General features: G+C 72.5%; 27 protein-coding genes, 1 pseudogene and 1 riboswitch. Of the genes and pseudogenes, 18 read left to right on the top strand and 10 right to left on the bottom strand.

Features of this window, described 5'->3' with window-relative positions; all coding sequences use genetic code 11:
* Positions 1–53 precede the first annotated feature (53 nt).
* The 8 genes from ACERM0_RS16000 (at position 54) to ACERM0_RS15965 (ending at position 7,131) form a co-directional block, all read left to right on the top strand.
* Positions 54–1,685, top strand: a complete 1,632-nt coding sequence (locus tag ACERM0_RS16000; RefSeq protein ID WP_373679615.1) for a DEAD/DEAH box helicase — start codon at positions 54–56, stop codon at positions 1,683–1,685.
* Positions 1,686–1,952: 267 nt separating this feature from the next.
* On the top strand, positions 1,953–3,146 hold the full coding sequence (locus tag ACERM0_RS15995) for a DUF1015 family protein (protein ID WP_373679614.1): 1,194 nt from the start codon (positions 1,953–1,955) through the stop codon (positions 3,144–3,146).
* Between the two features lie 116 nt (positions 3,147–3,262).
* The gene (locus ACERM0_RS15990) at positions 3,263–3,643 is read left to right on the top strand and encodes a cupin domain-containing protein (protein ID WP_373679613.1); all 381 of its coding nucleotides are present in this window, start codon (positions 3,263–3,265) and stop codon (positions 3,641–3,643) included.
* A 73-nt stretch (positions 3,644–3,716) separates the two neighbouring features.
* Positions 3,717–4,148 carry a Fur family transcriptional regulator gene (locus ACERM0_RS15985; protein WP_373679612.1) on the top strand — a complete coding sequence of 144 codons (432 nt, stop codon included), beginning with the start codon at positions 3,717–3,719 and terminating at the stop codon, positions 4,146–4,148.
* The gene (locus tag ACERM0_RS15980) at positions 4,145–4,741 is read left to right on the top strand and encodes an antibiotic biosynthesis monooxygenase (RefSeq protein ID WP_373679611.1); all 597 of its coding nucleotides are present in this window, start codon (positions 4,145–4,147) and stop codon (positions 4,739–4,741) included. The genes ACERM0_RS15985 and ACERM0_RS15980 overlap by 4 nt, the downstream gene beginning before the upstream one ends.
* Positions 4,704–5,387, top strand: a complete 684-nt coding sequence (locus tag ACERM0_RS15975; protein ID WP_373679610.1) for an RNA polymerase sigma factor — start codon at positions 4,704–4,706, stop codon at positions 5,385–5,387. The genes ACERM0_RS15980 and ACERM0_RS15975 overlap by 38 nt, the downstream gene beginning before the upstream one ends.
* A gap of 22 nt (positions 5,388–5,409) precedes the next feature.
* A complete protein-coding gene (locus ACERM0_RS15970; protein WP_373679609.1) occupies positions 5,410–6,348 on the top strand; it encodes a hypothetical protein in 939 nt (312 codons plus the stop codon).
* 57 nt (positions 6,349–6,405) lie between these two features.
* Positions 6,406–7,131: a hypothetical protein gene (locus ACERM0_RS15965; RefSeq protein WP_373679608.1), complete on the top strand. Its 726-nt coding sequence runs from the start codon at positions 6,406–6,408 to the stop codon at positions 7,129–7,131.
* 80 nt (positions 7,132–7,211) lie between these two features.
* Here ACERM0_RS15965 and ACERM0_RS15960 read toward each other — a convergent pair whose 3' ends face one another.
* Positions 7,212–9,281 carry a cation:proton antiporter gene (locus ACERM0_RS15960; protein WP_373679607.1) on the bottom strand — a complete coding sequence of 690 codons (2,070 nt, stop codon included), beginning with the start codon at positions 9,279–9,281 and terminating at the stop codon, positions 7,212–7,214.
* Positions 9,282–9,372: 91 nt separating this feature from the next.
* A riboswitch (cyclic di-AMP (ydaO/yuaA leader) is annotated at positions 9,373–9,526 on the bottom strand.
* 36 nt (positions 9,527–9,562) lie between these two features.
* Positions 9,563–11,509: a cation:proton antiporter gene (locus tag ACERM0_RS15955; RefSeq protein WP_373679606.1), complete on the bottom strand. Its 1,947-nt coding sequence runs from the start codon at positions 11,507–11,509 to the stop codon at positions 9,563–9,565.
* A 223-nt stretch (positions 11,510–11,732) separates the two neighbouring features.
* On the opposite strand from ACERM0_RS15955, the gene ACERM0_RS15950 reads away from it, so the two are divergent.
* The gene (locus ACERM0_RS15950; RefSeq protein WP_373679605.1) at positions 11,733–13,052 is read left to right on the top strand and encodes an LCP family protein; all 1,320 of its coding nucleotides are present in this window, start codon (positions 11,733–11,735) and stop codon (positions 13,050–13,052) included.
* A gap of 220 nt (positions 13,053–13,272) precedes the next feature.
* Positions 13,273–13,839 carry a TMEM165/GDT1 family protein gene (locus ACERM0_RS15945; protein WP_373679604.1) on the top strand — a complete coding sequence of 189 codons (567 nt, stop codon included), beginning with the start codon at positions 13,273–13,275 and terminating at the stop codon, positions 13,837–13,839.
* 10 nt (positions 13,840–13,849) lie between these two features.
* Here ACERM0_RS15945 and ACERM0_RS15940 read toward each other — a convergent pair whose 3' ends face one another.
* Both ACERM0_RS15940 and ACERM0_RS15935 read right to left on the bottom strand, forming a co-directional pair.
* Positions 13,850–14,254, bottom strand: coding sequence for a CrcB family protein (locus ACERM0_RS15940; protein ID WP_373679603.1), 405 nt, complete (start codon positions 14,252–14,254; stop codon positions 13,850–13,852).
* On the bottom strand, positions 14,251–14,643 hold the full coding sequence (locus tag ACERM0_RS15935; RefSeq protein WP_373679602.1) for a CrcB family protein: 393 nt from the start codon (positions 14,641–14,643) through the stop codon (positions 14,251–14,253). Before ACERM0_RS15935 ends, ACERM0_RS15940 begins: the two co-directional genes overlap by 4 nt.
* A 194-nt stretch (positions 14,644–14,837) precedes the next feature.
* On the opposite strand from ACERM0_RS15935, the gene ACERM0_RS15930 reads away from it, so the two are divergent.
* Positions 14,838–15,419 (top strand): YdeI family protein, encoded by a 582-nt coding sequence (locus tag ACERM0_RS15930; protein ID WP_373679601.1) that lies wholly within the window; start codon positions 14,838–14,840, stop codon positions 15,417–15,419.
* 7 nt (positions 15,420–15,426) lie between these two features.
* Here ACERM0_RS15930 and ACERM0_RS15925 read toward each other — a convergent pair whose 3' ends face one another.
* On the bottom strand, positions 15,427–16,359 hold the full coding sequence (locus tag ACERM0_RS15925) for a DUF4265 domain-containing protein (RefSeq protein ID WP_373679600.1): 933 nt from the start codon (positions 16,357–16,359) through the stop codon (positions 15,427–15,429).
* Between the two features lie 76 nt (positions 16,360–16,435).
* Here ACERM0_RS15925 and ACERM0_RS15920 point away from each other — a divergent pair.
* Positions 16,436–16,723 (top strand): annotated as a pseudogene (locus tag ACERM0_RS15920) (phosphotransferase); the annotation flags it as partial.
* A gap of 54 nt (positions 16,724–16,777) precedes the next feature.
* Here ACERM0_RS15920 and ACERM0_RS15915 read toward each other — a convergent pair.
* The 5 genes from ACERM0_RS15915 to ACERM0_RS15895 form a co-directional block, all read right to left on the bottom strand.
* On the bottom strand, positions 16,778–17,224 hold the full coding sequence (locus tag ACERM0_RS15915) for an SRPBCC domain-containing protein (RefSeq protein WP_373679599.1): 447 nt from the start codon (positions 17,222–17,224) through the stop codon (positions 16,778–16,780).
* 316 nt (positions 17,225–17,540) lie between these two features.
* Positions 17,541–18,719, bottom strand: coding sequence for a bifunctional nuclease domain-containing protein (locus ACERM0_RS15910; RefSeq protein ID WP_373679598.1), 1,179 nt, complete (start codon positions 18,717–18,719; stop codon positions 17,541–17,543).
* Positions 18,720–18,919: 200 nt separating this feature from the next.
* A complete protein-coding gene (locus tag ACERM0_RS15905) occupies positions 18,920–19,357 on the bottom strand; it encodes a VOC family protein (RefSeq protein WP_373679597.1) in 438 nt (145 codons plus the stop codon).
* Positions 19,354–19,680: a DUF5615 family PIN-like protein gene (locus ACERM0_RS15900; protein WP_373679596.1), complete on the bottom strand. Its 327-nt coding sequence runs from the start codon at positions 19,678–19,680 to the stop codon at positions 19,354–19,356. The genes ACERM0_RS15905 and ACERM0_RS15900 overlap by 4 nt, the downstream gene beginning before the upstream one ends.
* A gap of 311 nt (positions 19,681–19,991) precedes the next feature.
* Positions 19,992–20,405, bottom strand: coding sequence for a VOC family protein (locus tag ACERM0_RS15895; RefSeq protein ID WP_373679595.1), 414 nt, complete (start codon positions 20,403–20,405; stop codon positions 19,992–19,994).
* 341 nt (positions 20,406–20,746) lie between these two features.
* On the opposite strand from ACERM0_RS15895, the gene ACERM0_RS15890 reads away from it, so the two are divergent.
* The 6 genes from ACERM0_RS15890 to ACERM0_RS15865 all read left to right on the top strand — a co-directional run bounded on the left by ACERM0_RS15890 (position 20,747) and on the right by ACERM0_RS15865 (position 25,621).
* Positions 20,747–21,502, top strand: a complete 756-nt coding sequence (locus ACERM0_RS15890; protein WP_373679594.1) for an alpha/beta fold hydrolase — start codon at positions 20,747–20,749, stop codon at positions 21,500–21,502.
* 179 nt (positions 21,503–21,681) lie between these two features.
* Positions 21,682–22,596, top strand: a complete 915-nt coding sequence (locus ACERM0_RS15885) for a hypothetical protein (RefSeq protein WP_373679593.1) — start codon at positions 21,682–21,684, stop codon at positions 22,594–22,596.
* Positions 22,488–23,534 (top strand): response regulator transcription factor, encoded by a 1,047-nt coding sequence (locus tag ACERM0_RS15880; protein WP_373679592.1) that lies wholly within the window; start codon positions 22,488–22,490, stop codon positions 23,532–23,534. The genes ACERM0_RS15885 and ACERM0_RS15880 overlap by 109 nt, the downstream gene beginning before the upstream one ends.
* A gap of 100 nt (positions 23,535–23,634) precedes the next feature.
* Positions 23,635–24,063, top strand: coding sequence for an ester cyclase (locus ACERM0_RS15875; protein WP_373679591.1), 429 nt, complete (start codon positions 23,635–23,637; stop codon positions 24,061–24,063).
* 21 nt (positions 24,064–24,084) lie between these two features.
* On the top strand, positions 24,085–24,765 hold the full coding sequence (locus ACERM0_RS15870; protein WP_373679590.1) for a hypothetical protein: 681 nt from the start codon (positions 24,085–24,087) through the stop codon (positions 24,763–24,765).
* A gap of 388 nt (positions 24,766–25,153) precedes the next feature.
* Positions 25,154–25,621: an SRPBCC family protein gene (locus ACERM0_RS15865; protein WP_373679589.1), complete on the top strand. Its 468-nt coding sequence runs from the start codon at positions 25,154–25,156 to the stop codon at positions 25,619–25,621.
* Positions 25,622–25,642: the final 21 nt, after the last annotated feature.

Raw genomic sequence — 25,642 nt, 5'->3', positions numbered from 1 at the left:
CATCATCCGCGGCCGCCCGAAACCCCTGCCCGCACCATCCCGAAGGTCCCGCCGTGCGCCGATCCCTGCGACTCCGCCGCTGGCAGAAGGAGGCGCTGGACCGGTTCGAGAAGACGACGCGGCGCGACTTCCTCGCCGTCGCGACGCCGGGCGCCGGGAAGACGACCTTCGCGCTGACCGCCGGGGTCCGCGACCTCGCCGGCCACCCGCACCGGCGGCTGGTCGTCGTCGCGCCCACACAGCACCTCAAGCACCAGTGGGCCGAGGCCGCGTCCAACTTCGGCGTCCACCTCGAGCCGGAGTGGGCCTCGTCCGACCCGTTCCCGCACGACATGCACGGCGTCGTCGTGACCTACCAGCAGGTCGCCGCCCAGCCACGACCGTTGCGCGGTCCGTCCGACGACGCCTTCGTCATCCTCGACGAGATCCACCACGCCGGCACCGAACGCGCCTGGGGCGACGGCGTGTTCGAGGCGTTCGAGCTCGCCGCCCGGCGCCTGTCGCTGTCCGGCACCCCCTTCCGCAGCGACCAGAACCCGATCCCGTTCGTCGACTACGACTTCGAGGAAGCCGTCGCCGACTACGTCTACGGCTACGGCGAGGCCCTCAAGGACGGCGGCGTCGTCCGGCCCGTGTTCTTCCCGCGCATCAACGGGCACATGGAGTGGTCCACGCCCGACGGCACGATCGTGTCCGCCACCTTCGACGACCGGCTCGACCGCACCCTCGCCTCGCAGCGGCTGCGCACCGCGCTGTCCCCCGACGGCGAGTGGCTGCCCACCGTCCTCGAGCAGGCGCACACGCAGCTGCTGCGCCTGCGCGAGACCCACCCGGACGCCGGCGGGCTCGTCATCGCCATGGACGTCGACCACGCCCGCGCGATCCAGAAGCTGCTCAAGGCCAAGCAGGGCGTCGAGGCGGTCGTGGCCACCTCCGACGACCCCCAGGCCAGCGAACGGATCGCCGAGTTCGCCGCCAGCCGCGACCCGTGGATCGTCGCGGTCCGCATGGTGTCCGAAGGCGTCGACGTCCCGCGCCTGCGCGTTGGCGTCTACGCGACCAACACGGTCACCGAGCTGTTCTTCCGCCAGGCCGTCGGCCGGCTCGTGCGCTGGTCCGGCAACCTGCGCCGGCAGAAGGCCTTCATGTTCATCCCGGACGACTTCCGGCTGCGGACCTTCGCGGCCCAGATCGCCGACCAGCGCACCCACAGCCTCAAGCGGCGCGAGGACGAGGGCGACCAGGACCCCGTCGAGCTGCTCGACCAGCTGCCGCCCGACGGCGAGGACCAGCTGTCGCTGTTCGCCGCGATCTCCGCCACCGCCGTCGTCGACCACGACCCGTCGTCGATCTTCGACGACCACCACCCCGAGGACCTCGTCCACGACCCGGCCCACGAGGACCTGGCGCTGGAGATCGAGCTCGCACCCCCACCGCCGCGGGTCGGCGACCATGGCAGCGCCGACGGGACCACGCTCACGGTCAGCCGCACCCAGCGCAAACGCGAACTGCGCCAGGCCAACACCGACCGCGTGCGCATGCTCACCCACCTCACCGGCCTCGCCCCCGAGGTCGTCAACGGGCAGCTCAACCGCGAGGCCGGGATCCGCTCGATCAACCAGGCCACCATCCGCGACCTCGAACGCCGGCTGCGCGCCGCCGACCGCTGGATCGACAGAGCCTGATCTGTCGCCGGTTCCTTTACGACGGCTTCTTCTGTCGCCGGTTCCTCGACGGCGTTGGATCGAGAGCGGACCGGAGCCGGAACCGAACGGTCACCGGCGACGCGCTGCGGCCCGGCGGCCCCACCACCCGGCGACGCGCGGCACGGGTGGCCCTCGCCGGCTCCCGGTTCACCGGCGCTTCGCCCCCCGCACGGGGCGGCCCGGCGCCGGCGGTGCACCGGCGACGGGTAGCGTGGTCGGGGCGTCGAGCGGTTCCGGGAGGTGGACGTGGCCAAGCTGTTGCCCTTCACGGGCCACGTCGTCGCGGACCACGGCGCGCACGCGGTCGTCGCCCCGCCCTACGACGCGCTCACGCCGGCGCAGCGCACGGCCATGGCCGCCGCCGACCCGCGCAGCTTCCTCAACGTGCTGCCACCGGCCGGCCCCGAGGCGCACGCCGACCTCGAGCACACCCTCCACGCCTGCCGCCGCAACCTCGACCGGCTGCTCCAGGACGGTCACTTCCAGGCCATCCCGCGACCGACCCTGGTCGTCGTGGCGCTGGGCGCCGGCGCGGACCGGGTCATCGCGATCGTCGGCGACCTCGAGGTGTCCGGCTTCGGCGCCCCCGGCGAGGCGGCGGAGATCCTGCCCCACGAACGCGTCGACGGCGACCGCGTCGCGCAGCTCGTGCGCTACCTCGAGGTGGTGGGGGTCGCCTCCAGCCCCGTCGCCCTCACCCACCGGCCGCACCCGGCCGTCACGGCCGCAGCGGCGGCGATCGTCGCCGACGCCCCGGACGTCGCGTTCCGCGGTGACGACGGGATGGACGTGGCGCTGTGGCTGGTGACCGACCCCGCTCGGCAGGCCGACCTGGTCGCCGCGGTCGACGCCGCCGGCCGACTGTTCGTCGCCGACGGCCATCACCGCGCGGCGGCCGTCGCCGCGCACGAGCCGGGCACCGGCCGGGTGCTGTCCGCCCTGCTGCCGGCCGACCAACTACGCGTCCTGCCCTTCCACCGGCGGGTGCACGGTCTGGGCGAGCCCCTCGCCGACATGGTCCTGGACCGGCTGCGCGACCGCGGGCTGGTTCCGCAACCGCTGCCGGGCGCGGCTGCGCCGGACGGGCCCGGTCGCGTCCACCTCGTCGTCGCCGGCACCTGGTGGGCGCTGGACCTGCGCGACCGGGCCGTCACCGACGACCCGGTCGAGGCCCTGGACGTCCGTCTCGCCGAGCGGGAGATCGTGGCCCCGCTGCTCGCCGCCACGACCGGCGAGGCCGGCGCGGCCGGCGCGACCGTGCCGGTCCCGGCGCCGCAGGGGCTCGCGGCGCTGGAGGTCCCCGACGCCGTCGGCATCGCGCTGGCACCACCCGACGTCGAGCAGGTCCTCCGGGTGGCCGAGGCGGGCGCGACCATGCCACCGAAGACCACCTACGTGCTGCCGAAGCTGCGCAGCGGGATGCTGGTCGTCCCCCGCTGACGGTCAGGGCGTTCCCCGGCCAGACACTGGCCGCGGTGGCAGGCTCTCCCGCAGACGCCCGCGCGGATCGGTCCAACCGGTCCCGCGGGCCGATGCCGACGAGACGTGAGGTACCCATGAGCGACGGCCGCATCCACGACATCGAGCAGCTGGCCCGCCAGACCGACGACTACCGCCGCGTCGTGCAGACCGGGCCCCACAGCCAGCTCGTCACCATGCACCTGCAGCCGGGCGAGGCGATCGGCGAGGAGCACCACGACGACGCCGACCAGCTGTTGTACGTGGTGTCCGGCCGCGGCGAGGCGGTCCTGGACGGCGAGGCACAGCCGATGGGGCCGGGCCAGCTGGTGTACGTGCCGGCCGGCGTGCGCCACGACATCCGCAACGCCGGCGAGGAGTCGCTGCGCGTGTGGACGGTCTACACCCCGCCGGAGCATCCCGACGGCACGGTCCACGCCACGAAGGCCGAAGCCGACGCCGACGAGCACGACCACTGACCCGCACGGCGCGACCGCCGACCCGCCCCGCCGAGCGTCCCGGCCACCGGCCGCGCACGTACGCTGTCGAGTGATGGACACCGAGCTCGATCGCACCCTGCGCGCCCACGGCCATCGCGTCACCCGACCGCGACGCGTGGTCTGGCAGGCGTTGCAGGCGGAGCACGGGCACCGGACGGTGGAGGAGATCGCCGCGTCGATCGAGGACGCCGGCGAGGAGGTGGACACCGCCTCGCTGTACCGCACGCTGTCGCTGTTCGAGGAGCTCGGGCTCGCGCGGGTGACACGCCTCGGCGACCGCGACGCGGGCCGGTGGGAACTGGCCCATCCCGACGAGCACTTCCACCTCGTCTGCCAGGTGTGCGGGGACGTCGACCACCACGTCGGCACGCTCGTGGCACGCATCCGCGAGCACCTCGAGGAAGGCCACGGGTTCGCGACCGAGCACGTCGAGCTGGTCGTGAACGGCCGCTGCGCCGACTGCCAGCGGGCCGGCGCGTCGTGACCGCCGGCCCCGCGGATCCGGCCGGGACGCCCACCGAGCCCGCCGAGCCGGTCACCGTCGTCATCAGCCGACTGGTGCGGCCGGGCATGGAGGCGGCCTACGAGGCGTGGGTGCACGACATCGGGCTGATCCTGACCGAGTTCCCGGGTGCGGAGGGCATCACCGTCCTGCCGCCGGGCACGGCCCACAGCGGCCCGGAGTGGGTGCTGGTGCTGCGCTTCCGCGACTACGAGGCGATGGTGCGCTGGAAGCGCTCGGACCTGCGGGCCCGGTGGATCGCGCGCCTGGACGACCTCACCGTCGACACCGGGGCGTGGGAGGAGCAGACCGGGCTGGAGACCTGGTTCACGCTCGACGGCCGGCCGACGCCGACCGGCCCACCGCCGCGCTGGAAGCAGGCGATCCTCACGACGCTCGGGCTGGTGCCGCTGTTGCTGGCGTCCAACGCGCTGTTGGCGCCGTTGACTGCGGGTTGGCCGGGCTGGTTGCGTACGGTGGTCGTCACACCGTTCCTGGTCGCGCTCATGACGTGGGCCGTCATGCCGACGATCACCCGTGCCGTCTACGGCTGGCTCTACCCCGGCCAGCGGTGAGCCGGGAGCGGCCCGGGACGGTTCGATCTGGAGGACGGCCTCGCTCGGCTCGGCGTTTCCTCGGACCCTGCGCGCGGCGCGCCGCGGCCGGCAGGCGGCGTGGGATGCCCTCTACCGGGACCTGGCGCCGTCCCTGCTCGGCTACGCCCGCGCGCAGCACGCCCCGGACCCGGAGGACCTCGTCGGCGAGGTCTTCCTTGAGGTGGTGCGTTCGCTGCCACGCCTGGCGGACGACGACGAGGACGCGTTCCGCGCGTGGGTGTTCACCATCGCGCGTCGGCGGTTGATCGACGCCCGGCGTGCCGCCTCGCGCCGTCCCGTAGAACCGGCGGCGCCCGAGGACCTGGCGGCCGTCGCCGGCGGGTTCGAGGAGGACGCGCTCGCCCGCCTCTCGCGCGACGAGGTGTTGGCGCTCCTCGATCGGCTCTCCGACGACCAGCGCGAGGTCCTGGTGCTGCGCCTGGTCGCCGGGTTGCGCACGCCGGAGATCGCGCGCGTCACCGACCGCCATCCCGAGGCGGTCAAGGGACTGGCCAAGCGCGGCCTCGCCCGCCTCCGGGAACTGATCGCCACCGACGCGCGCAGCGCGGACGACGACGGAACTTCCTCGGCACTCACGCCCCCTCCCGGGCCCGACCGTCGATGACCTGGGTGACGACACGAGAACCATGACCCACCACGACCCCCTCGACGACCTCGTCGACCCGCAGGACGACCCGCGGGTCGCGGCGGCATTCCTGGCGATCGAGCGCGAGCTCGGTGCCCCGCCCGACGAGGTCACCGCCCAGCGGCATCGGCGCGCCATCCGCTCGGCGCTCGGTGCGACGGGTCACCAGGCGGTACGCCGCTCCGTCGCCGCTGGACTCACCACCGCGGCGGTCCTGGCCGGGCTCGCGGCCGGCGGGCTGCTGCCCGCCCCGGCGCAGGAGGTCGTCGCGGACGCCGCCGCGTGGGTCGGGTTCGACCTGCCACGCCCGTCGGACGACACCGCGGCGCCAACCCCGGACGACGTCGTCCCGGCCATGGACGACGAGGACGTGCCGGACCGGTCCGAGCCGGCCCGCGACCCGCAGGTCGATGGCGCGACCGGGCGTGCGGAGCCGGCGCGCACGAGTCGTCCCGCCACCGTCGACGAGGACGCCGCCGCGGCCAGGCGCAGCCGGCAGCCCGCGCCGCCCGCCGGCAAGGCCGGCGACCGCGACACGGCCCTCACCCCGCCGGCGGCCCGTGCGCCCGCAACCCGGCCCCCGGCGCGGTCTTCCGAACCGCCGGCCGCCGGGTCCCGGCCGGCCACGCCGCCGCCTGCCCGCGGTCGCGCGGGTGACACGCCGACGGCGGAGCGGCCGGCCGCCAAGGACACGCCTCCGGGCCGGGCGGACGAGCGCACGGCCGGCGCTCCCGGCGACCGACCGGCGACGGACCGGCCCACCCGGCGGCCGTCCCCACCACCCGCCAGCGCCGACCGTGCCTCGCGCAGCGACGAGGGAGCGGCGGGTCGCCGTTGGCTGCCCGAGGCGCCGCCCCAGGAGGACACCTCCGGAGCAGGGCGTGCAGCCAACGCACGACCAACGGAGGCGCCGCCCCCGGCCCGGCCGGACGGACGATGACCCGGGTGACCGCAACGTCGAGCGGGCCTGGCGGCCCGACTTGAAACGGAGGTACCCGTGAGTTTCGTCGAAACCCTGCTGGCCTACCTGGCCAAGCACGTCGTCGCCTCGGCCGCGATCGGTGGCCTGACCATCGCCGGCGGCGCCGTCGTCGCGAACCAGGTCACCACCGACCCGGTGGACGAGCCGTCCGCCGAGGCGCCCGACCTCGCGATCGAGGACGAGGACGCCGACGACGCGGCCGACGAGGCCACCCAGGCGCCGGACGAGAGCACCGACGGCAACGGCGACGCCACCGACGACGAGACGACCTCCGACGAGGGCGAGACCGACGACCCCGCCGACGAGCCTGCGGACGAGGACGCCGGGGCACCCGAGCACGCCGCGGACGAGGCGCCGCGTTCCGCGAACGGGCGCGCCGAGGCCGTCCACGAGGTGATCCGCGGCGGTGAGTTGCAGCCGGGCGACGAGGGCTTCGGCCGGGCGGTCGCCGCCGCCGCCAGCGAGGGCCGCTCGGAGCAGCGTGGCCGCTCCGGCGAGGCACGTGAGGGCGCCGACGACGACGCCGAGGCACGTCCGGCCGCGCCGAACGAGCAGGCGGCCGCGGGCCAGGCTCGCGCCGAGGAGCGTCGCGAGGCCGCGCAGGAGAAGCGCCAGGCCGCGCAGGAGAAGCGCGAGGACGCACAGACCCGTCGCCCCGCCCCGGGCGACGACGAGGCGGACGGGACGGACGCGGGCGAGCAGCCCGGTCCGGCCCAGGCGTCCGCCCGCGGGCGCGGTTAGCCCCACCGCTGCCCCTCTCGAGGCCCCGGCGTCCCCCACGCCGGGGCCTCGCTCGTGTCCGGCGTGCGGTGGTGGCCGGATCAGGCGTCCGCGTCGGTGCCCGGTTCGGTGATCGGGGCGGTCGAGTGGGCGGTGCGACCGGCCTCGCCGACGGCGACGGCTTCCTCGTCGTTGGGCACGATCCGGCCGGGCGCGACCGGGGAGTTGTCCACGGCCACGATGAGCGATGCTCCCTCGGGTGCCGCCCGGGCGATCCGTGCCGCGACCGAGGTCAGGTTCGGCTCGTCGGCGATGGTCGGCACGACGATCAGGTCCTCCGGCCGGGCCAGCGCCTTCACGACGATCGAACGGCGCCGCCCGTCGTGTGCCACCTCGACGTCGAGGTGTTCGCGCACCCGCCGGTCGACGCGTCCGTCGGCCTCCTGCGACACCACCGCCACCGGCACGCCACCGGCCTCGCGCGCCAGCAGTCGGGCCGACTCCAGTGCGAGCTCAAGGGCCGGGCCGCCCGCGGGCGAGGAGATGCTGTCGTCGACCACCACCAGGACGCGCTGCACACGCTCGGTGCCCTCGCGCACCAGCAGCATCGGCAGGAAGCTGCGGGACAGCACCCGGTCGATGACGCCCCCGAACAGCGCGCCGTGCCGGTCGGTGCCGCCCTTCCAGCCCATGACCAGCAGCGACGCCTGCTGCTCGACGACCGTGTGCGCGATGCCCGCGTCGGTCGAGACGTCGATGCGCAGCACGCTGCGGGCCTCCGCGCCGGCGGACTGTGCGACCGCCACCACCTCGGCGTCCAGTTCGCGGACCTCGCGCAGCCGCTCGCGGTCGGTCTCGGACGGCACGACCATCAGCGGCACGACCAGGCCACCGTCGGCCCGGGCGAACGCGGACGCGACCCGCATCAGCCGGGGGGCCGTGGCCGGGTTCGCCAGTGGCACGACGACGACCTCGCCGAGGTCACGGGCGACCTCCGGGCGGGGCAGCAGCGGCGCCGCGCGACCCGCCACCGCGGGCGCGACGAGGCAGGTCACGACGATCACCATCATGACGGCGTTGACCGTGTCCTCGTCGATCAGCCCGACGTTGAGGCCGACGACGATGGCGGCCAGGGTCGCGGCGGCCTGCGCGGCCGACAGCGCGAACATCGCCCCGATCTCCGGCCACGTGTAGCGCAGCGCCTTGCCGCTGATCCAGGCGGCCACGAACTTCGCGACCAGCGCCACCACCGTGAACACCCCGCCGATCAGCAGCGTGCGCCGCTCGAGCAGGACCTGGATGTCGATGAGCATCCCGGTCGCGAGCAGGAACAGCGGGATGAACAGCGTCGCGCCGAGGAAGTCGATGCGTTCCATCAGCGCGCCGCCGTTGGGGACGCTGCGATTGAGGGCGAGGCCGGCGAGGAAGGCGCCGACGATCGCCTCGATGCCGATCACCTCGGCCAGCGACGCGACCGTGAACAGGGCGACCATGACGAACAGGAAGCGCAGCGAGCGGTCCTGGCCGCGGCCGGAGAAGAACCAGCGGGCGGCGCGGGGCAGCCCGAGGACGGCCCCCGCGGTCAGGATCGCCATCGACGGCAGCAACGTGAGCCAGAACACCGGCGTCAGCGCGCCCTGGTGGGCGCGGGCGACCACCGCCAGGACCAGCAGCGCGGCCGTGTCGGTGATGATCGTCGCGCCGACGGAGGTCGCCACGGCGCGGTTGCCGACCGTGCCCACCCGCTGGAAGGCCGGATAGGTCACCAGCGTGTGCGACGCCCAGCACGACGCCAGCAGGATCGCCGCGAGCAGGTCGTAGCCGAGCGCCAGCGACGACACCGTGCCCAGCGCCATCGGCACGACGAAGGTCAACGCCCCGAAGCCGATCGAGTCGCGCCGGTGCTCGATGAAGTCGTCGAGGTCGAGCTCCAGCCCGGCGACGAACATCAGGTACAGCAGGCCGACGTTGCCGAGCACCTCGACGACGCCGGCGCGTTCCACCAGCCCGAGGCCGGTCGGGCCGATCGCGAAGCCGACCACCACGACGGCGACGACCTCGGGCAGCCGCAGCCGACGCGCCAGGATCGGCGCGAGCAGGATGGCCGCCGTCAGGACCGCGAGCAGCAGGCCCGGCTGCTGCAGGGGCAGATGTGGGATCTCGAAGGACACGGGATGCCTCTACGGGTCTCACGCGCGACGGGCTCGGTCGCGTGGAGGCCGCAGGTGCCGTGCATCCGTCGTGGACGCCGTGCCGGTTGCGACGCTCCTCCGGTGTCGCCTACGGGGTTAGCTGTCGGGCTCGGGCGCGAAGGGTCGCCTTACCGCGCGAACGCGGATTCGCCCCGTGGATGCCGCGGCATCCGAGTGGGTCCCCCGTCCCGGACGATGGCGTCCGAGCTCGGCGTAGCGACACACGTTAGCGAGCCGGGCCCGGCACGGGCCGCGAGTGATCAGCGGGGGACGACCACGACCACGGTGCGGCCACGGGCGGCCTGCGCGACACGGTGGGCGCCGCGACCGAGCCGACTGGTGGCGGGCGGGGTCACGGCCAGCACGACGTCGCCCTCTCGCACGCGGCTGGCCAGGGCCCGCAGCACGGTCGGTTCGGTCACGATCTCGCTGGGCCGGATGCGATGGTCGAGGCGGTGGCGCAGTTCGTCCTCGGGCAGGTCGGTGACGACCAGCGAGGGCACCTCGGCCTGCCGGGTGAGCCGGCCGACGACCTCGGCGGCCAGCACCAGCCCCCGGTCGTGGCCGAAGCCGACCTCGTCGGAGGTGACCACGAGCACGACCCGGCGGGTCGGCTCGTCGATCCCGGGCCGGCACACCAGCACGGGCACCGGCGAGATCGCCACGCACCGGTCGATGACGCTGCCGAACAGCGATCCCCGGCGCCGTGACTGGCCCTCCCACCCCATGACGAGGCAGGTGCCGTCCTGCTCGACCACGCTGTGCAGCACACCACCGTCGATCGACGCGTCGATGCGCACGCTGGTGTTGACCTCGGAGCCCACGGCCAGTGCGGCGCGCTCGGCCCGGCTGGCGAGTTCGCGGTTGGCGCGGACTTGCTCCGGCGCGGCGTCGAAGGGCAGGACGTTGACCGCGACGACGGCCCCGGAGTCGGGCGCGGCGACCTGCCCGGCGACCCGCACGAGCGACTCGATCGTGTCCGGGTTGGACACGGGTACCACGACCCGCTTGCCCAGCGAGCGGCCCTCGGTGCCCGGCGGCGGCACCTGCGGGGCGTGCCGGTTGGCGCTGACGCCGGCCAGCAGTGCCGTGACCATGATGACCAGGATGATCGCGTTGACCTCGGCGGTGCCGAGCAGTCCGAGCTCCTGGCCGACGACGACCGCCGCCAGGGCGCCGGCCGCCTGCCCGACGCTCAGGGAGAACATCAGGCCGCGCTCGTTGGCGGTGAACCCCAGCCACCGCCCCGACACCGTCGAGGCACCCCACTTGGACACCACCTCGGCGGCCACCAGCGCGACCCCGAGGGTGAGCGTGGCCGGGTCGGTCACGAGCGCGACCGGGTCCAGCATCATCCCGGTGCTGATCAGGAAGGCGGGGATGAACAGCGACCGGCCGAGGAACGCCACCCGGTCGGCGATGACGGTGCCGTCGGGCACGAACCGGTTGAACGCCAGACCGGCGAGGAAGGCGCCGACGATCGGTTCGATGCCGATCGCACCGGCCACCACCGCGGCCAGGCCCATGCCAGACAGCAGGTACGTCAGCCGTACCTCGCGGTCCTGGCCGAGGCCGCGGAAGAACCAGCGCGTGAAGCGTGGCACCCCCAGCAGCATGGCACCGACGTAGAGCACCATGCCGGCCGTGAACAGCAGCCAGTAGCCGACGCCCTGGTTGCCCTCGGCGCCGGCCGACGCCACCGCCAGCACGAGCAGCGCCGCCACGGTCGCCAGCAACGTGGCACCGAGGCTGGCCGTCACCGCCGGATTGCGGGCCAGGTCGTAGCGGGCGATGGTCGGGTACGACAGCGGGGTGTGGCTGGTCAGCGCCGAGCCGATGATGACCGCGGCCAGGAACGGCACCCCGATCGCCAGCGAGACCCCGGTCACCACCAGCATCGGCAGCACGAACGTCACGGTGCCGAAGAGGATCGACGCCCGGCGCCGTTCGACGAACCCCTCGAGATCGAGGTCCAGGCCGCCCTGGAACATCAGGTACAGCAGGCCGACGAAGCCAAGCGCGTGGATCAGCACCTGCCCCGACACGATGCCCAACACGTTGGGACCGACGACCATGCCCAGGGCGATCAGCCCGACGAGGTCCGGGAGCCGCAACGGCCGCACCAGCATCGGCCCCACGAGCACGAGCAGCAGCAGCACCGCGAAGACGGCACCGGCGTCCGTGAGGGGGAACAGGTCTGCGAACAACGCGGCACATCGCCGGCTCGGGTGACGCGAGACGCTAGCCGGCCCGCCCCGCCCGATCGGTCGGCGTCCCGACGAACAGGTGGCGGCCCCGAACGACCGGCCCGTGCGCGGACTGGACGGCCGTACGACCGCACCGCGCTCCGCACACCACCCTCCGGGTGGCTCATCCTGCGCGAGTCGGGGGACGATCGACGACCGGGAACGATAGGGACGAGGACAGGGCGTGGCCGACACCATCCGCGGGGCGAGTTGGGCCGAGCGCGAGCGACGGCCCGGCTGGGGCCGTCGGACCGCGCTGATCGGCGGCGCCGTCCTGCTGGCGGTCGCCGCGCTGGTCGCCGTCGGGCTCTGGTCCCTGAACGCGTCGATCGACCGGGTCGGCGTGGACGGGCTCGGCGAGGGCCCGCCGGTGGGTGCGTCCGGCGACGCCGATGGAGACGGCCGAGCCGACGAGGGCGCGGACGAGGAGGAACTCGACCCGCGTGCACTGACGGTGCTGGTCCTCGGGTCGGACTCCCGCGAGGTGCTCACGCCCGAGGAGCGCCGCGAGCTGGGTACGGGCGACGCCGAGGGCGAGCGCACCGAGGTGATCTCCCTGGCTCGGCTCGACCCGGACGACGGCGAGGTACGCCTGCTCAGCATCCCGCGCGACACCCTGCTCACCCGCTGCGACGGCACCAGCGGCCGGGTCAACGCCGCCTACGCGATCGGTGAACTCGACGGTCGCGGCGGGGCCACCTGCGTGGTCCAGACACTCAGCAACTGGATGGGCGTGCGCATCGACCACGTCGTGAAGGTCGACTTCCGCGGCTTCGTCGACATCGTCGACGCCCTCGGGGGCGTGTCGATGTACGTCGAGGAACCCCTCCAGGACGACAACGCCAACCTCGACCTGGAGGCCGGCTGCGTCCGGCTCGACGGCGCCGACGCGCTGGCGTTCGTGCGGGCCCGTCACATCGACAACGACTTCGGACGTATGGGACGCCAGCAGCGGTTCGTGACCGAGCTGCGCAACGAGTTGGCCAGCGTCGGGGTCTTCGACGACCCGGCGCGCACCTTCCGCGTCGCCGAGGCGGTCGCCCAGGCCGTCGAGCTCGACGACACGCTCACGCTCAACCGCATCCAGCAGCTCGCGCGCGAGCACCGCGCCACCGTCCGGGGCGGTCTCGAGGGCCAGGTCGTGCCCGGCGACATCGAGACGATCGACGGGGCCGCCTACGTCGTCGTCGACGAGCAGCGCACCCGCGAGCTGCTGCGGTGGCTGATGACCGGGCAGGACCCGGCTGAGCAGAACGCGGCGGGCGAGGGCGCGGCTGGCGAAGGCGCGACCACCGATGGCTCTGGTGGCACCGACGCCGGCACCGACGGCGCCACCCCCGACGTCCAGAGCGACACCGGCGCCGAGGCGGCCGAGGGCGACGGCACGGACGCCGACACGCCTTCCGACGACGTCACCACCGGCGCGGAGGAGGCCACCGGCGGGGACGCACCGTCGGAGGACGAGGCGGCTTCCGTGGTGGAACGCAGCGAGACCTGCCGCTGACCGCCTCGCGCGGCGGGCGAGCCCTGCGATACCCTCGCCGCCTCGGAGGGGAGTAGCCCCCGATCGCACGGTCGACACACTGGTGCGTCGCACCCGGCCGCGCGGGCTGATCGCCGACAGGCGTCAGCGGGCGAGACCTCCGACCCAGACACGTCGTGCGTGTCGGGTCGGAGCGACGTGGCCCCCACCCGGCACCACCAGGAAGTCGAAGGTGCCGGACATGCTCAACGCCGCCCTCCTGGCGTTCGCGACCGTCTTCCTCGCCGAACTCGGCGACAAGTCGCAGCTGCTCGCGCTCTCCCTCGCCGCCCGTTACCGCACCGCCCTGCTGGTCGCCGCGGTCGCCACGGCGTCGGCACTGACGATGGGGCTGTCGGTGACGGCCGGGGCGCTGCTCGGCACGGCGTTGCCGACCCAGCCACTGCTGCTCGTCGCAGCCGCGCTGTTCGCGTTGTTCGCGGTGCGGACCTGGCGCGAGGAGCCGGCCACCGAGATCGACGCGCATCGCGCACCCGGCGGTGGCCGCGGCTTCCTCGCCGTGGTGGCGGGGATCTCGCTGGCCGAGTTGGGCGACAAGACGATGGTGGCGGCGCTCGCCCTGGCCGCCACGACCTCCGCGTTCGGGGTGTGGGTCGGGGCGACGCTCGGGATGACGGTGTCGGGGGTCCTGGCCGTCGTGGTCGGGCGCGCGTTGTGGAAGCGGCTCTCGCCACGGACGGTGCGGCTCGCCTCCGCGGCGCTGTTCGCCGGCATGGCGGTGGTGCTGCTGGTCGAGGCGCTGCGTTGAGGGCCGCCCGTCAGCCGGCCGCCCAGCGGACGACGAGGGAGGCCAGCAGCACGCCCACCACCAGCTGCCCGACGAGGTCCACCCCGACCAGCACGACGCGGTGGCGCTGCCCGCCGTGCCAGGCCGCGACCACGTCCACGACCCAGGTGGAGAAGGTCGTGACGGCCCCGCAGAAGCCGGTACCGACCACGAGCAGCGACCAGGTGCCGACCACGCCACGGCGGTCCGCCACCACGAGCCCCGCCAGGGCGAGCGCGCCGAGGAGGTTGCAGACGGCGATGGCCGCCGCGCGTCCCGTGTCACCACGACGGCTGCCCACGGTGACCGCGAGGTGTCGCACGACCGCACCCAGCGCGCCGGCGACGGCCAGTCCGACGGCCGCCGCGACGGCGCCCGACAGCGCCGCCGCCGTCACGAGTCGACCTCCCGCAAGCCCTGGGCGGCGGCCCAGACGCCGGTGGCCAGGCTGACCAGCGCCCAGATCGCCGCCGCCAGCGGCGCGCCGCCGGCCCACAGCAGCGCGAGCGGCACCGCGAGCCCGGAGAAGGTCGTCAGGCTGCCGAGCAGCCCCGTCCCCAGCAGCGGCAGGCGGGCCCGCCACCGGACGTCGTCGACGGCCCGCACGAGCAGGCGTCCGAGCAGGTACGCGCCCAGCGCGTTGAGCGCCACCAGCGCCACCAGTTCGCTTTCCGCGACCACGACCGCGGGAAGCACCGCGCCCGCGCGCAGCAGCGCCCCGGCGGCACCACCGAGCGCGACGTCGCGCAGCGTCGACGCGGCGATGGCGGGATCGGATCGTGACACGCCGACCCACCCTAGTGGCCGGCGCCGGCTGGGATCGCCGACGCCCCCCGCCGAAGCGCTTCCGCGGAAGCCGGCCCGCCGAGCACGCGGAGCTGGCTCGACGACGTGCTCGCACTCGGGATCGGTCCGGCGACGGACCCACCAGCTCGGCACACTGAAGGCGTCGTTCCCGTCCCGGAAGGGGGCAGCAAGCCATGGAGGACTTCCCCGACGTCGACGCGTACCTCGAGGCCTCCGAGCAGTGGCCGGAGGAGATCCGGGCCTTGCGTCCGTTGTTGGTTTCGGCCGGCCTCGACGAGACGATCAAGTGGGGCAAGCCCTGCTACACCCACGGCGACGCGAACATCGCGATCGTCCAGGAGTTCGCCGACAACCTCGCGCTGATGTTCTTCAAGGGCATCCTGCTCGACGACCCCGCGGGGCTGCTCGAGGAGGTCGGGCCGAACTCGCACGCCGCTCGCCGGATGATGTTCACGTCGGTGAAGGATGTCGAGACGCACGCCGATGCCGTCGCCGAGTACGTCCAGCAGGCCATCGCCGTCGAGGACGCCGGCACCGAGGTGCCACCGCGGCCGGACGAGGAGCTGGCCCCGGAGCTCGCGGAACGGCTCGCGGGGGACCCCGAGCTCGCCGCGTCCTTCGACGGGCTCACCCCCGGCCGCCAGCGCGCCTACAACCTGCACGTCTCCGCCGCGAAGCAGTCGACCACGCGCGAACGACGCGTGGACAAGATCGTCCCGCGCATCCTCGAGGGCAGAGGCCTGTCCGACCGCTGAAGGCGGGTCAGCCCGGCCCGCCGGACACGGGACGGTACGGGTCGGCGTCCGGGTCGAGTCCGAACCTGCCGAAGAACCGGCGCATCCGTTCGTCCGCCTCGTCGCCACGGCACCAGCGGACCTGCCCGTCGATGTGGGCGGCCAGCCAGCCCTGTCGAATGCCGTCGTCGACTTCGGTGGTCAGCAGGCGGAACGGTGCTGGGCCGACCTCATCGCCACCGAGCTCATGCATCAGGGCGTTGCGCCCGTAGATGCCGACGGCCTGCACGTACATGCGCCGGTCGAGCACGTCACGCATGCGCTCGTCGGTGGAGGCCCAGGAACGCAAGGACTCGACGAACTCGGGGGGCCAGGACGCGACGAGGTCGTCACCGGGCTCGGGCCAGGCGACCGCGAAGACCTCGGGGGCTGGTTCGGCGAGTAGGTCGTCGGCCCCTTCGATGGGGGACGGGACCTCCCACGCCGGATGGGCGACAGGAAAGAACCGCCAGCGTCCGGCACGCCGTTCGTCCTGGTCGACGGCGCCGTCGGGGTCGTGTTCGGCCGCAACGGTGGCGAGCACGCTGTCGGCCGTATCCGGCAAGGCGCAGACGGTCACGAACCCCATGCCGGATTCACAGCTGACGGTGTCGCCGTGTCGGTCGGCGATGCGAGCGAGGAGTCGCCGGCAGGCGGTGTCACGACCGTCCTGGCCCATCGTCTCGTCGTGGGGGTAGAACGCGAGGGTCGCATTGGAGGAGCGTTCGACGACCTCGACCACGATGAGGTCACCAGCGGCGTTGGGTTCGCACCGCACGATGTCATCGAGTGACACCCCGTCCGCGAAGAAGAGCACGTTGTCGATGCGGTAGCGACCCGCCGCCACGTCGACCGGCTCGGCCCAGGCGCGCTCCGACCCCGGTCCGCCGGGGGTGGGTACGACGACCTTCACGTGGTCCACGGACAGCTCCTCCACGAGGCGTCACGAAGGGTAGGTCCCGGCAGGCTGCGCCACCGCCGTGATCTCGCTCTCCGGTCGGCTGGTCGACGAGTGCGGCTGGCTCGTCGTCAACGGCGTTCTTCCTCCCGACATCGTCACGCGCAATCGTCATCTCGCCGAGGCGGCGCTCCGGACGTGGACGCCGGCGTTCCTCCACGGTGACCTGCACGTCGAGCACGGCTTCATCGACGGTGAACCGGCCACCGGGATCATCGACTGGTGCGAGGCCAGCCAGGGTGACGCGTTGTTCGACCTCGCCACGCTCACGCTGGGGCACCACGAGCATCTCGAGGATGTCATCGCTGGCTACGGCGGGGACGTCGACCGCATGCTCGGGAAGCCGCTGCCGCCCCTAGCGGATCCGACGCCCGGGATCGGGTCAGGTTCGGGCTTCGACCAGGGCGGCGAAGCGGTCGAGCATGACCGGCCAGTCACCGAACTTCTCGCGTGTGGCCGCGTTGGTCTCGTTCCATCCCCCGTGCTCGAACCGGAAGACGCAGCCAGGGCCATTCTCGCCTGGTTCGAACTTCGCGGCGACCTCGCTGGGGTGGCTGGGGTCCTGGGCGAGCGTGAAGGTGTGAACGACCCGACGTTCCGGCTGCCAGAGCGTCACCTCACCCCAGTCGTGCTGCCCGAGATCCGCGTGTTCGGCATAGATTCGCCCACCGACCCACGGCTCGATGGTCACCGATTCGAACGTCTCAGCGTTCTCCGAATAACGGGGATCCCACCAGTCCCCGATCCGGGTCGTGTAGATCACGAAAGCGCTCTCCGGATCGCAACGGAGCGCGTACTCGTGAACGATGGGCTCCAGATTCGTCACCATGCCGCGACTCTAGAAGGCCGGTCGACTCGGTCAACCACGTCACGTTCGGTCGGAGACATGGCCAGTCGCTGTCCCGTTCGACCTCGCGGCGGAGCACGTCGGGTTCGACACCTTCGACGTCGTGACGCAGCGTGCGGTGTCCACCACGACGGCCGGCTGGACGACGGCACCTTCCGGTACTCGCCTCACGACTACCGGTTCGTGTGGCCGTCGAAGCTCGACCTGATGGCGCGCCTGGCCGCCAAGCGAACGATCCCGTCACCGACCCGCGGGGCCAGCGGACTGATCGCCGAAGGGCATCGCTGGGATCGTCGGCCTACTCCGCCTCGGGTTCCGAGAAGTGCCCGAGCTGCACCTCCCACTGTCGACGAAGATCCGCCACGATCGACGCGGCGTCGTCGGGAAAGTCCTCGAGCCTGGTGACATGAGCCCGTTCGGTCTTCAGCCCCTCTGTGAGCGCGGCGGCGGAGGCGCGGATCGGCGACCCGGTGACGAGAGCGAGGTTCAGCGCGTCGCTGGGGCGGAGGTCGACCCGCGCGCTGCCACCAGCGCCCTCGACCACGGCGTCGGCGTAGAAAACGCCGTTCTCCACCTTGGTGATGAAGATCTCGGTGATTCGACCGTCGACCGCGGCGAGCAGGCTCGCCATCGTCTCGTAGGTCAGCGGCCGCGGGGTGGGTGTGCCAGTGAGTCGCAGCGCCAAGGCGATCGACTCCGAGGGGCCGATCCAGATCGGCAGCCGCTCACCCGTCGCCGCCTGCAGCACGACGACGTACTGCTCCTGCCCGTCGATCGTTCGTCGCCGCACCTCATCGATCTCGAGCTCGACCGGGGTGGGGGTGTCCGTCGTCGTCATGTGTTCCTCCGGTGTCGGTGTGCGGGTCGGTAGGGCTCCCGCGGGCTGCCGCACGCCTGAAGGACGAACCGGCAGCGGGCTGGCGGCCGCCGCCTCCGGACGGACGCGCGGCCGCAGGCGCCTTCGTGCCCGATGGAGCCGAGCCTTGACCGCATTCACGTCAAGACCGAGCATCTCGCCCACCTCGCGGTAGCTGCGGTCATCGAGGTAGAACAGCTTCACCGCGTCACGTTGGCCCGCGGGTAGCTCGGCGACCGCTCGCCGAACGGCCTCGGCTGCCTCGGCACGGACGGCGTCGTCTTCAGGGGTGGCGTGAGGATCGGGCTGGTCGAGCGGGATCCGACCGCCCTGCAGGGCAGTCCACGACCACTCCGATCGCACGCGCGAGCGCAGCCGCCGCCGGCACAGGTTGCGGCAGATCCCACTCAGCCACGCCCCGACGAGGTCGGGGTCGCGGAGCCGATCGAGGCCAGCCAACGCGACGAGCGCAGTGTCCTGCACGACATCCCGGGCCAACTCTCGGTCGCCGAGCATCGCGCCGGCCACCGCCTGCAATCGCGTCTCGTACCGCTCGAACAGCACCGCGAACGCCTCCGGCCGGCCCTCTCGGGCCCGACGCACGAGCGACGCGTCGTCCACAGCGATGACCCTCTCCCACCCGGTGCTGCACCTCGACCCTGCGCAACCCACAACAGAGTCGCTCGGACCGGTCTCAGGGTTACGGGCTGAAGCGAAACCCGTAGCGGCGGGCCGTGCCCGCGTCAGCTGCCGGCCCCAGACCGTGATTTCGATCGCCGTTGTAGACGAGACCAGGTGCGTAGAACGCCATACCCGAGCTGCTAACCGATTTCCTCGGCCAGCCCGATCAGTATCCCCTCCGGGCCTCGGATGTAGCAGAGGCGGTACGCGTCCTCATACTGCACCACCTCGCCGACGAGTTGCGCGCCGAGCTCGCGAAGCCGGGCGAGCGTGTCATCGATGTCGTCAACGGCGAACATGACGCGGAGGTAGCCGAGGGCGTTGACAGGAGCGTCACGGTGATCGGCGATCACATCCGGTTCGACGAAGCGGGATAGCTCGAGCCGTCCGTGGCCGTCCGGTGTACGCATCATCGCGATCTCGACTCGCTGGTCACCCAGCCCGGTGACGCGCCCTGCCCATTCCCCTTCCACCATGCCTCGTCCCTCGAGCTCGAGGCCGAGTTCGAGGAAGAAGGCGATGGCGGTATCGAGGGATTCCACCACGATGCCGACGTTGTCCATCCGTTGCAGCGTCATGCCGCCACCCTCTTGGTCGGAGTGCGTTGACAGGTTGGGTTCTTCGTGCGGTCCGGACCGTGTCCAGACGGCCCGCCGACGACGATCCCGGCATGGCTGCCCGGTGGGTAGCGCCGCAGGTCACCGATTCCGCGGTCGAGCGTGAGCAGGATCCTGCCCTCATCCGTTGCCGCCGCCATGACCACCGGGTCACTCTCGCCGGCGAGTCGCTTCACGACGACCGTGTGCACGTCACGGCCGTCGCGACGTAGCGCCGTCGCCAGATCGTTCGGCAGGTTCTCGTCGAGTTCGACCCTCCCCGCCCCTGGCCTGCCTACTCGCACTCAACGCCCTGCGGGTGTCCGAGGCGTGCGGCGCCGACCTGTGCGACCTGGCGCTCGCAAACGCACCGCGTGGTCCGCGTCGTGGGCCGGGGCAACCAGCCCGTCCTCATCCCGCTGGCACCACGCTGGAACGCGCCGGAATCGATGAGCACATCCCACCGACCTACCTCGCCGGAGCCACCGGCGCCCGGTAACGCATCCCTCCACGACTCGGCTGCCGAGTCCCACGCGGGCAGCCGTCACCATGGGGCGGACTGGCTGAGCGGCTGCACCGCCCGAAACCAACAGTCGTCTGGCTCAGGAGTTGCCGGTCAGGTGGCGCCCTCGCGCAGGTGTGGCGTGTGGCAGACGGCGACTAGTAGCCCGTCAGCGCTGAGAAGCCGGGCGACCGTCTGGCCCCAGGGCTCCGTGCGCGGCTCATGCAGGAGCTGATGGCCGCCTTCGACGAGCTCCGCCGCAGCGGCCGCGACGTCCGCCACCTCGAACTCGATGCTGGCCTGGGGCCGGGGGAGGTCGGAAGGCCAGTTCGGCGTGCCGAAGCACGCGTCAGCAGCTGCCGACAGCGGCCACAGGCCCAGGTGCTTCACGCCGTCGAGCCGTTCCGTGAACGCGTAGTCGTCTTCGCCACCTTCGAAGTCTATGCCGAGCTGCTCACCGTAGAAGCTGCGTGCGCCGGTGATGTCCTCGACGATCGGGGAGAAGCTCGCGACGAACTCGATGTCCACGACGTCTCCTCATCTGTGCCCACGACTCGACGCTACCGGGCGGCAGGCTAGGACGTGATCGGGCGACATCGGTCAGCTGCGAGTCATCCTCAAATCGTGGCCACGCACATCGCCGTGAATATGCGTGCGACCATTCGTGTGGCCGGGCGTGCATAACCCCCGATCGTTGTGACAGGTGACGCGCAGGACGCGATCGCTGAGGCGTGCGCCCCCTTCGAGGTGTTCCTTCAGGGCGAAGAGCCGTAGGCTTGGGACGGCCGTGGCGGGGCAGTTCTGTGCACGTAGTAGAGGTCGAGGGCCATTCAATCGCCTATGACCGACGAGGCGACGGGCCACCCCTGGTGCTCCTGCACGGATGGCCTACGAACAGCCGCGAGTGGCGCGCACAGATCGACGGGCTCGCCGACGAGTTCCAGGTGGTGGCGTGGAACGCGCCGGGTGCGGGTCCGTCATCGGACCCACCGCAGGACTTCAGCCTGCCGGATTGGGCAGATGTGTTGGCCGCCTTCCTCCAGGCGCTGGGCCTGCAGCGTGTGCACGTCGGTGGCCTGTCGTGGGGCGCAGGCCTTGCGTTGGAGCTGTACCGCCAACATCCGACGCTGGTGAGCTCGCTCATCCTCGTAGGCGCCTACGCCGGATGGCGCGGCTCGCTGCCCGCGGCAACGGTCGAGCAGCGGCTGCAGCTGATGGAGCGCAACTCCCAGCTTCCGCCCAGAAACTGGGCACCAGCGCTCATCCGCACGCTCGTTGCCGACGACGCGCCGACAGTGATCATCGATGAGCTCGAATCGATCATCGGCGAACTGCACCCGGCTGCCACCAGGACCGCGCTGCGTGCCTTCGCCGAGGCCGATCTGCGCGACGTGCTGTCGCAGGTCAACGTCCCGACGCTGATCGTCAACGGCGAGCGAGACGTGCGTGCTCCCCGCTCGGTGTGGGAACCCTTGTACTCCACCATCCCTGAGGCCGACCTCGTGCTGATCCCCAACGTCGGGCACATGGTCGACATGGAAGCGCCTGACGGTCTCAACGACGTGATCCGTGCCTTCTTGAGACCAGCAACGGCCTCAACGACGCCCGGTACGCCATCACCGTGATTTCGTGCGCGTCGGCCTCGGCGCAGACCTGCGCATAGTCATAGCGGCGGTAGGTGCCCCGACCGCGAACCCATCCCGATCTTGCTGCTACCCCGCAAGCAGCGCGACGAAGTGTGCGGCTGCTTTCGCTCCCCAAGCCCAACACTCTGCGGTGACGACCCGCAGGGTCGAGGGTGCCCGTGGCGAGCTTCACCGTCGACGCTTCGCCGGTACAACGTGCCAGACGGCTGGGCACCCCAGGCCTGCCCTCGGTGTCGGCGCGCAGGCCAGCCGCCTCGGAGCGCGATCCGAGCGCGATGGTGGCCATGGCCACCGGCCGCGAGCATGCTGGGCCGATGGACGACCGTCAGGCAGGACCCGTGCCCCAGAGCACACGCGCGTCCGTCGACGCGCTGCTGGCTGCGGGCTCGCGCGCGTTGGATGAGGCCCGGTGGCAGGACGCCGTCGAAGCGTTGTCACTCGCCGCGCCTGCTCTCCCGCCCGGCGGGCCCGAGCACGCGCGCGCGTCCGCAGGCCTGAGCGAGGCTCTGTGGTGGTTGGGCGAGGTCGACGCGGCGCTGGAGACCCGCACCATGGCCTACGCCAGCTGGCGCGCGAGCGGCGAGGACGACGCGGCCGCCGCGGCTGCCGCGTGGCTCGCCCGCGAGTACGCGGGTGCCATCGGCAATGAGGCGGCATCGCGAGGATGGCTCGCGCGTGCCGAGACGCTCGCTGACACGACTTCGTCTCCCGTCGTTCAGGGCTGGGTCGCACTCGCTGGCGCCTACACGGCCCGGGACCCGTTCGAGCAGATCACGCTGGCCGGCACGGCGCTGACCCACGCCCGCGCCGCCGGCGACGTCGACATCGAGGTGCTCGCCCTCTCACGCCGCGGGCTCGCCACCGTCGCCAGCGGTGCCCTGGAGTCCGGCCTCGTGGATCTCGACGAGGCGATGGCCGCGGCGACCGGTGGCGAGACCCGGCTGTCGACGCTGGCCACCGCGTGTTGCGATCTCGTCCTCGCTGCGAGCTGTCGGGCGAGCTCGAGCGGTTCACACAGTGGAACGACATCGTCTCATCGGTCGCCGAACGCTATGGCCATCCGGGGCTGCTGAGCTTCTGCGCCACGTGCTCGGCCGAGGCGCTCACCGCCGCCGGTGACTGGGCCGCGGCCGAGGAGCAGCTGCGCATGCTCCTCGGGCAACTTCGTGCCTCCGGACACCGCGCCCGCTGCGTTCCGCCCGCGGCGAAGCTCGCCGAGCTCCTCGTCGACCAGGGACGGTTCGAGGAGGCCGCGGCGGCCGTCGACGAGGCGGACGAACCGGCCACGCTGGTCGTGAGAGCCAAGCTGTCGCTGGCGCAAGACGATCCCATTGGCGCGAGCACGCTCCTCGAACGGGCGTGCCGCCGGCTCGGTGGCGACTCCCTGCTGACGGCGCCAGCCCTCGCGTTGCTGGTCACGGCGCACCTTCAGCGGGACGACGTCGAGATGGCGAGCGGGGTCGTCGAGCGGCTCGACGCGCTCGCGCGGCGCACCGGGCACCGCCGCGTCGCCGGCCGCGCTGCCCTCGCCCGCGCGCAGGTCGCGGCCGCGTCGGCCGACACCGCGGCTGCCCGGCAGCACCTCGAGGCCGCGCTCGACGACCTCGAGGTCGTGGCGCCGGGCGCGATCGAGACCGCGGACGCCCACCTCGCGCTAGGTCGGCTGCTGGTGGTCGACGCCCCGGATCTCGCGGCTGCCGAGGCGCGCGCTGCCCTCGCCGGTTACGAACGCGTCGGCGCGACGCACGCCGTGGATGGCACCGCAGCACTCCTGCGGTCGCTCGGAGACCGCAGCCGTGTCGGGCCGAAGAACGTCGGTGTCCTGACGCAGCGGGAGCAGGAGGTGCTGCGTCTCGTCGCCCAGGGTCTGACCAACGCGGAGATCGCCGAGCGGTTGTTCATCTCGGTCAAGACCGCCGGCAACCACGTCAGCAACATCCTCGCCAAACTGGGCCTGCGCAGCCGGGTCGAGGCGGCGGCGTACGCCGCCCTCCACGCCGGCGACCGGTGATCTGGGCGAACACATGGGGAGGCCTCCCCATGCTCCCTCGCCGGGACGCACGGATGGTGCCTCCGTGAGCGGGAGCCGGTCCCGCTCAGGAGGTAGCCACATGAGCACATCTACGACCACGGACACCACGGCGACGGCGGTTGCGATCGCCTTCTACGAGCACATCTCTGCAGGCGACCTCGACGCCGCGACAGCACTGGTCGACGCCGGCTACGTGGGTCACGGGCTCGGCTCGGACGGCGGCCCGTCGAGCGTTCGTCGCGACCTCGAGACGTGGGCGGCCGCGGTGCCCGACCTGCGGATCGAGATCGAGGACACCGTCGCTGACGGGGAGCTGGTGGCGATCCGCATGCAGCTCGTCGGCACCCAGTCCGGCGACTTCGCTGGCATCCCCGCAAGCGACCTCCCGTTCCGGATCGGCGGCACGGATGTCCTGCGGGTTCGTGAGGGCCGCATCGTCGAGGCGTGGACCCTGTGCGACCTCGCCTCGATGTTCGCACAGGTCGGCGCCCTCCCGGCGACGGCCTGACGTGCGCGGGGAGGTGCGGTCATGACCGACGTCCGTCCAGCCTCCACGGCTGCTTCCCACGTACCCGGAAGACGGCTGCGCGCCGGCATCGTCGTCCTGCTGGCCGGGACGGTGCTGTTCGGTCTCGGCCAGGTCGTGCACGGTCCGGAGGTGAGCCCCGCCGACCTCGACGCTTTCGTCACCGCGATGACGACGCAACGGCTCGCCTTCGCTCACACCCTGCTTGCGGTCGCCGTGATGCTGCTGGCCGTGGGCACGGCATCCCTCTACGCATTGCTCTCCTCATCGCGAGCCGAACGGGTGGCGCTCGGCGCCTTCCTCAGCACGCTGACGGGTGCTGCGCTCGTGGTGTTCGGACTCGGTGCAGCGACACTGGCGTACCCCGACGTCGCCGCTGCGCACGTCGATGCGCCGGCGATCATCGGTGCGGTGCTCGACGGCAGCACACGAGCGCTGGCCGTCGTCTTCGCCGGAGCGGCGCTGCTGGCGATCGGAGGCGTCCTCGTCGCGATCTCGGTGTGGCGGTCGGATCGCATGGCACGCAGCCGAGGCGTCCCGTACGCGCTGACGGTGCCACTCGTGCTCGCCACCGAGACCGCCCCCACCTGGGTCAAGTACCTCGTGGCGGTCATCGTGACGAGCGCAACCGCGTGGCTGGCCGTCGCCTCGTGGCGATTGGTGCCGGGCCGCGAGCCTGCATGAGGTGCTGATGGGTAGTCCTACCGCGGGACCGCGTGCCGGCACGTGGCACCGTCCACACGGGCCACGACGACCGGCACGCGGCGGCGGGGCGAGATGGCATGACGAGGTCGCCGAGCCCGTCAGCATGGCAGCACCTCGAAGCGAAAAGCGACGGCGACGATGGCACCGACCTTGTCGTCACGCCGAGCGCTGAGCCCAACGCTGACTACACGCCCGCAATAGCTACCCGCTCGAGACCGTGATTGCGAGCGACGCAGGCACGGGGCCGAGCCGCCCATAGTGTCGGCGGCGCCGCGCCTTGCCCCTCCCCAGCAGTGGTAGAACCGACAGACGCGAACAACAAGCACCACCACGTGGTGCACGCGCCCCCGGGCGGTCAGGAGAGTGCATGATCGACGACGCCAACGTTCCCCGCTCAGTGTCGGCCACCCGCGAGGTGGCCGCCAGCGCAGAGTTGGTCTTCGAGCTGATCGCAGACCCCGCCCACCAGCCGAAGTGGGATGGCAACGACAACCTCGCCGAAGCGCCCACGGGGCAGCGCGTCCAGCACGTCGGGGACGTGTTCACCATGGTGCTGACGGGCGGCAAGGTCCGCGAGAACCACGTCGTAGAGTTCCAGGAATGTCGTTGTATCGCGTGGCGGCCCGCCGATCCGGGGCGGCCACCGGCCGGTCACCTCTGGCGGTGGGAGCTCGAGCCCGCAGGAGGGTCGACGACGTTGGTGACACACACCTACGACTGGTCGCAACTAACGGACGAGAACCGCTTCGCCCGAGCCCGGTCCACGACGTCCGAGATGTTGCAGGCGTCTCTCGACCGGCTAGCCGACCTGGCGGAAGCCCGGTCGCGCACCTAGGGGCGCAGCCGACGCCGAACC

Source organism: Egicoccus sp. AB-alg2, from assembly GCF_041821065.1.
GTDB lineage: Bacteria > Actinomycetota > Nitriliruptoria > Nitriliruptorales > Nitriliruptoraceae > Egicoccus.
This window is presented reverse-complemented; position numbering and strand designations above follow the sequence as displayed.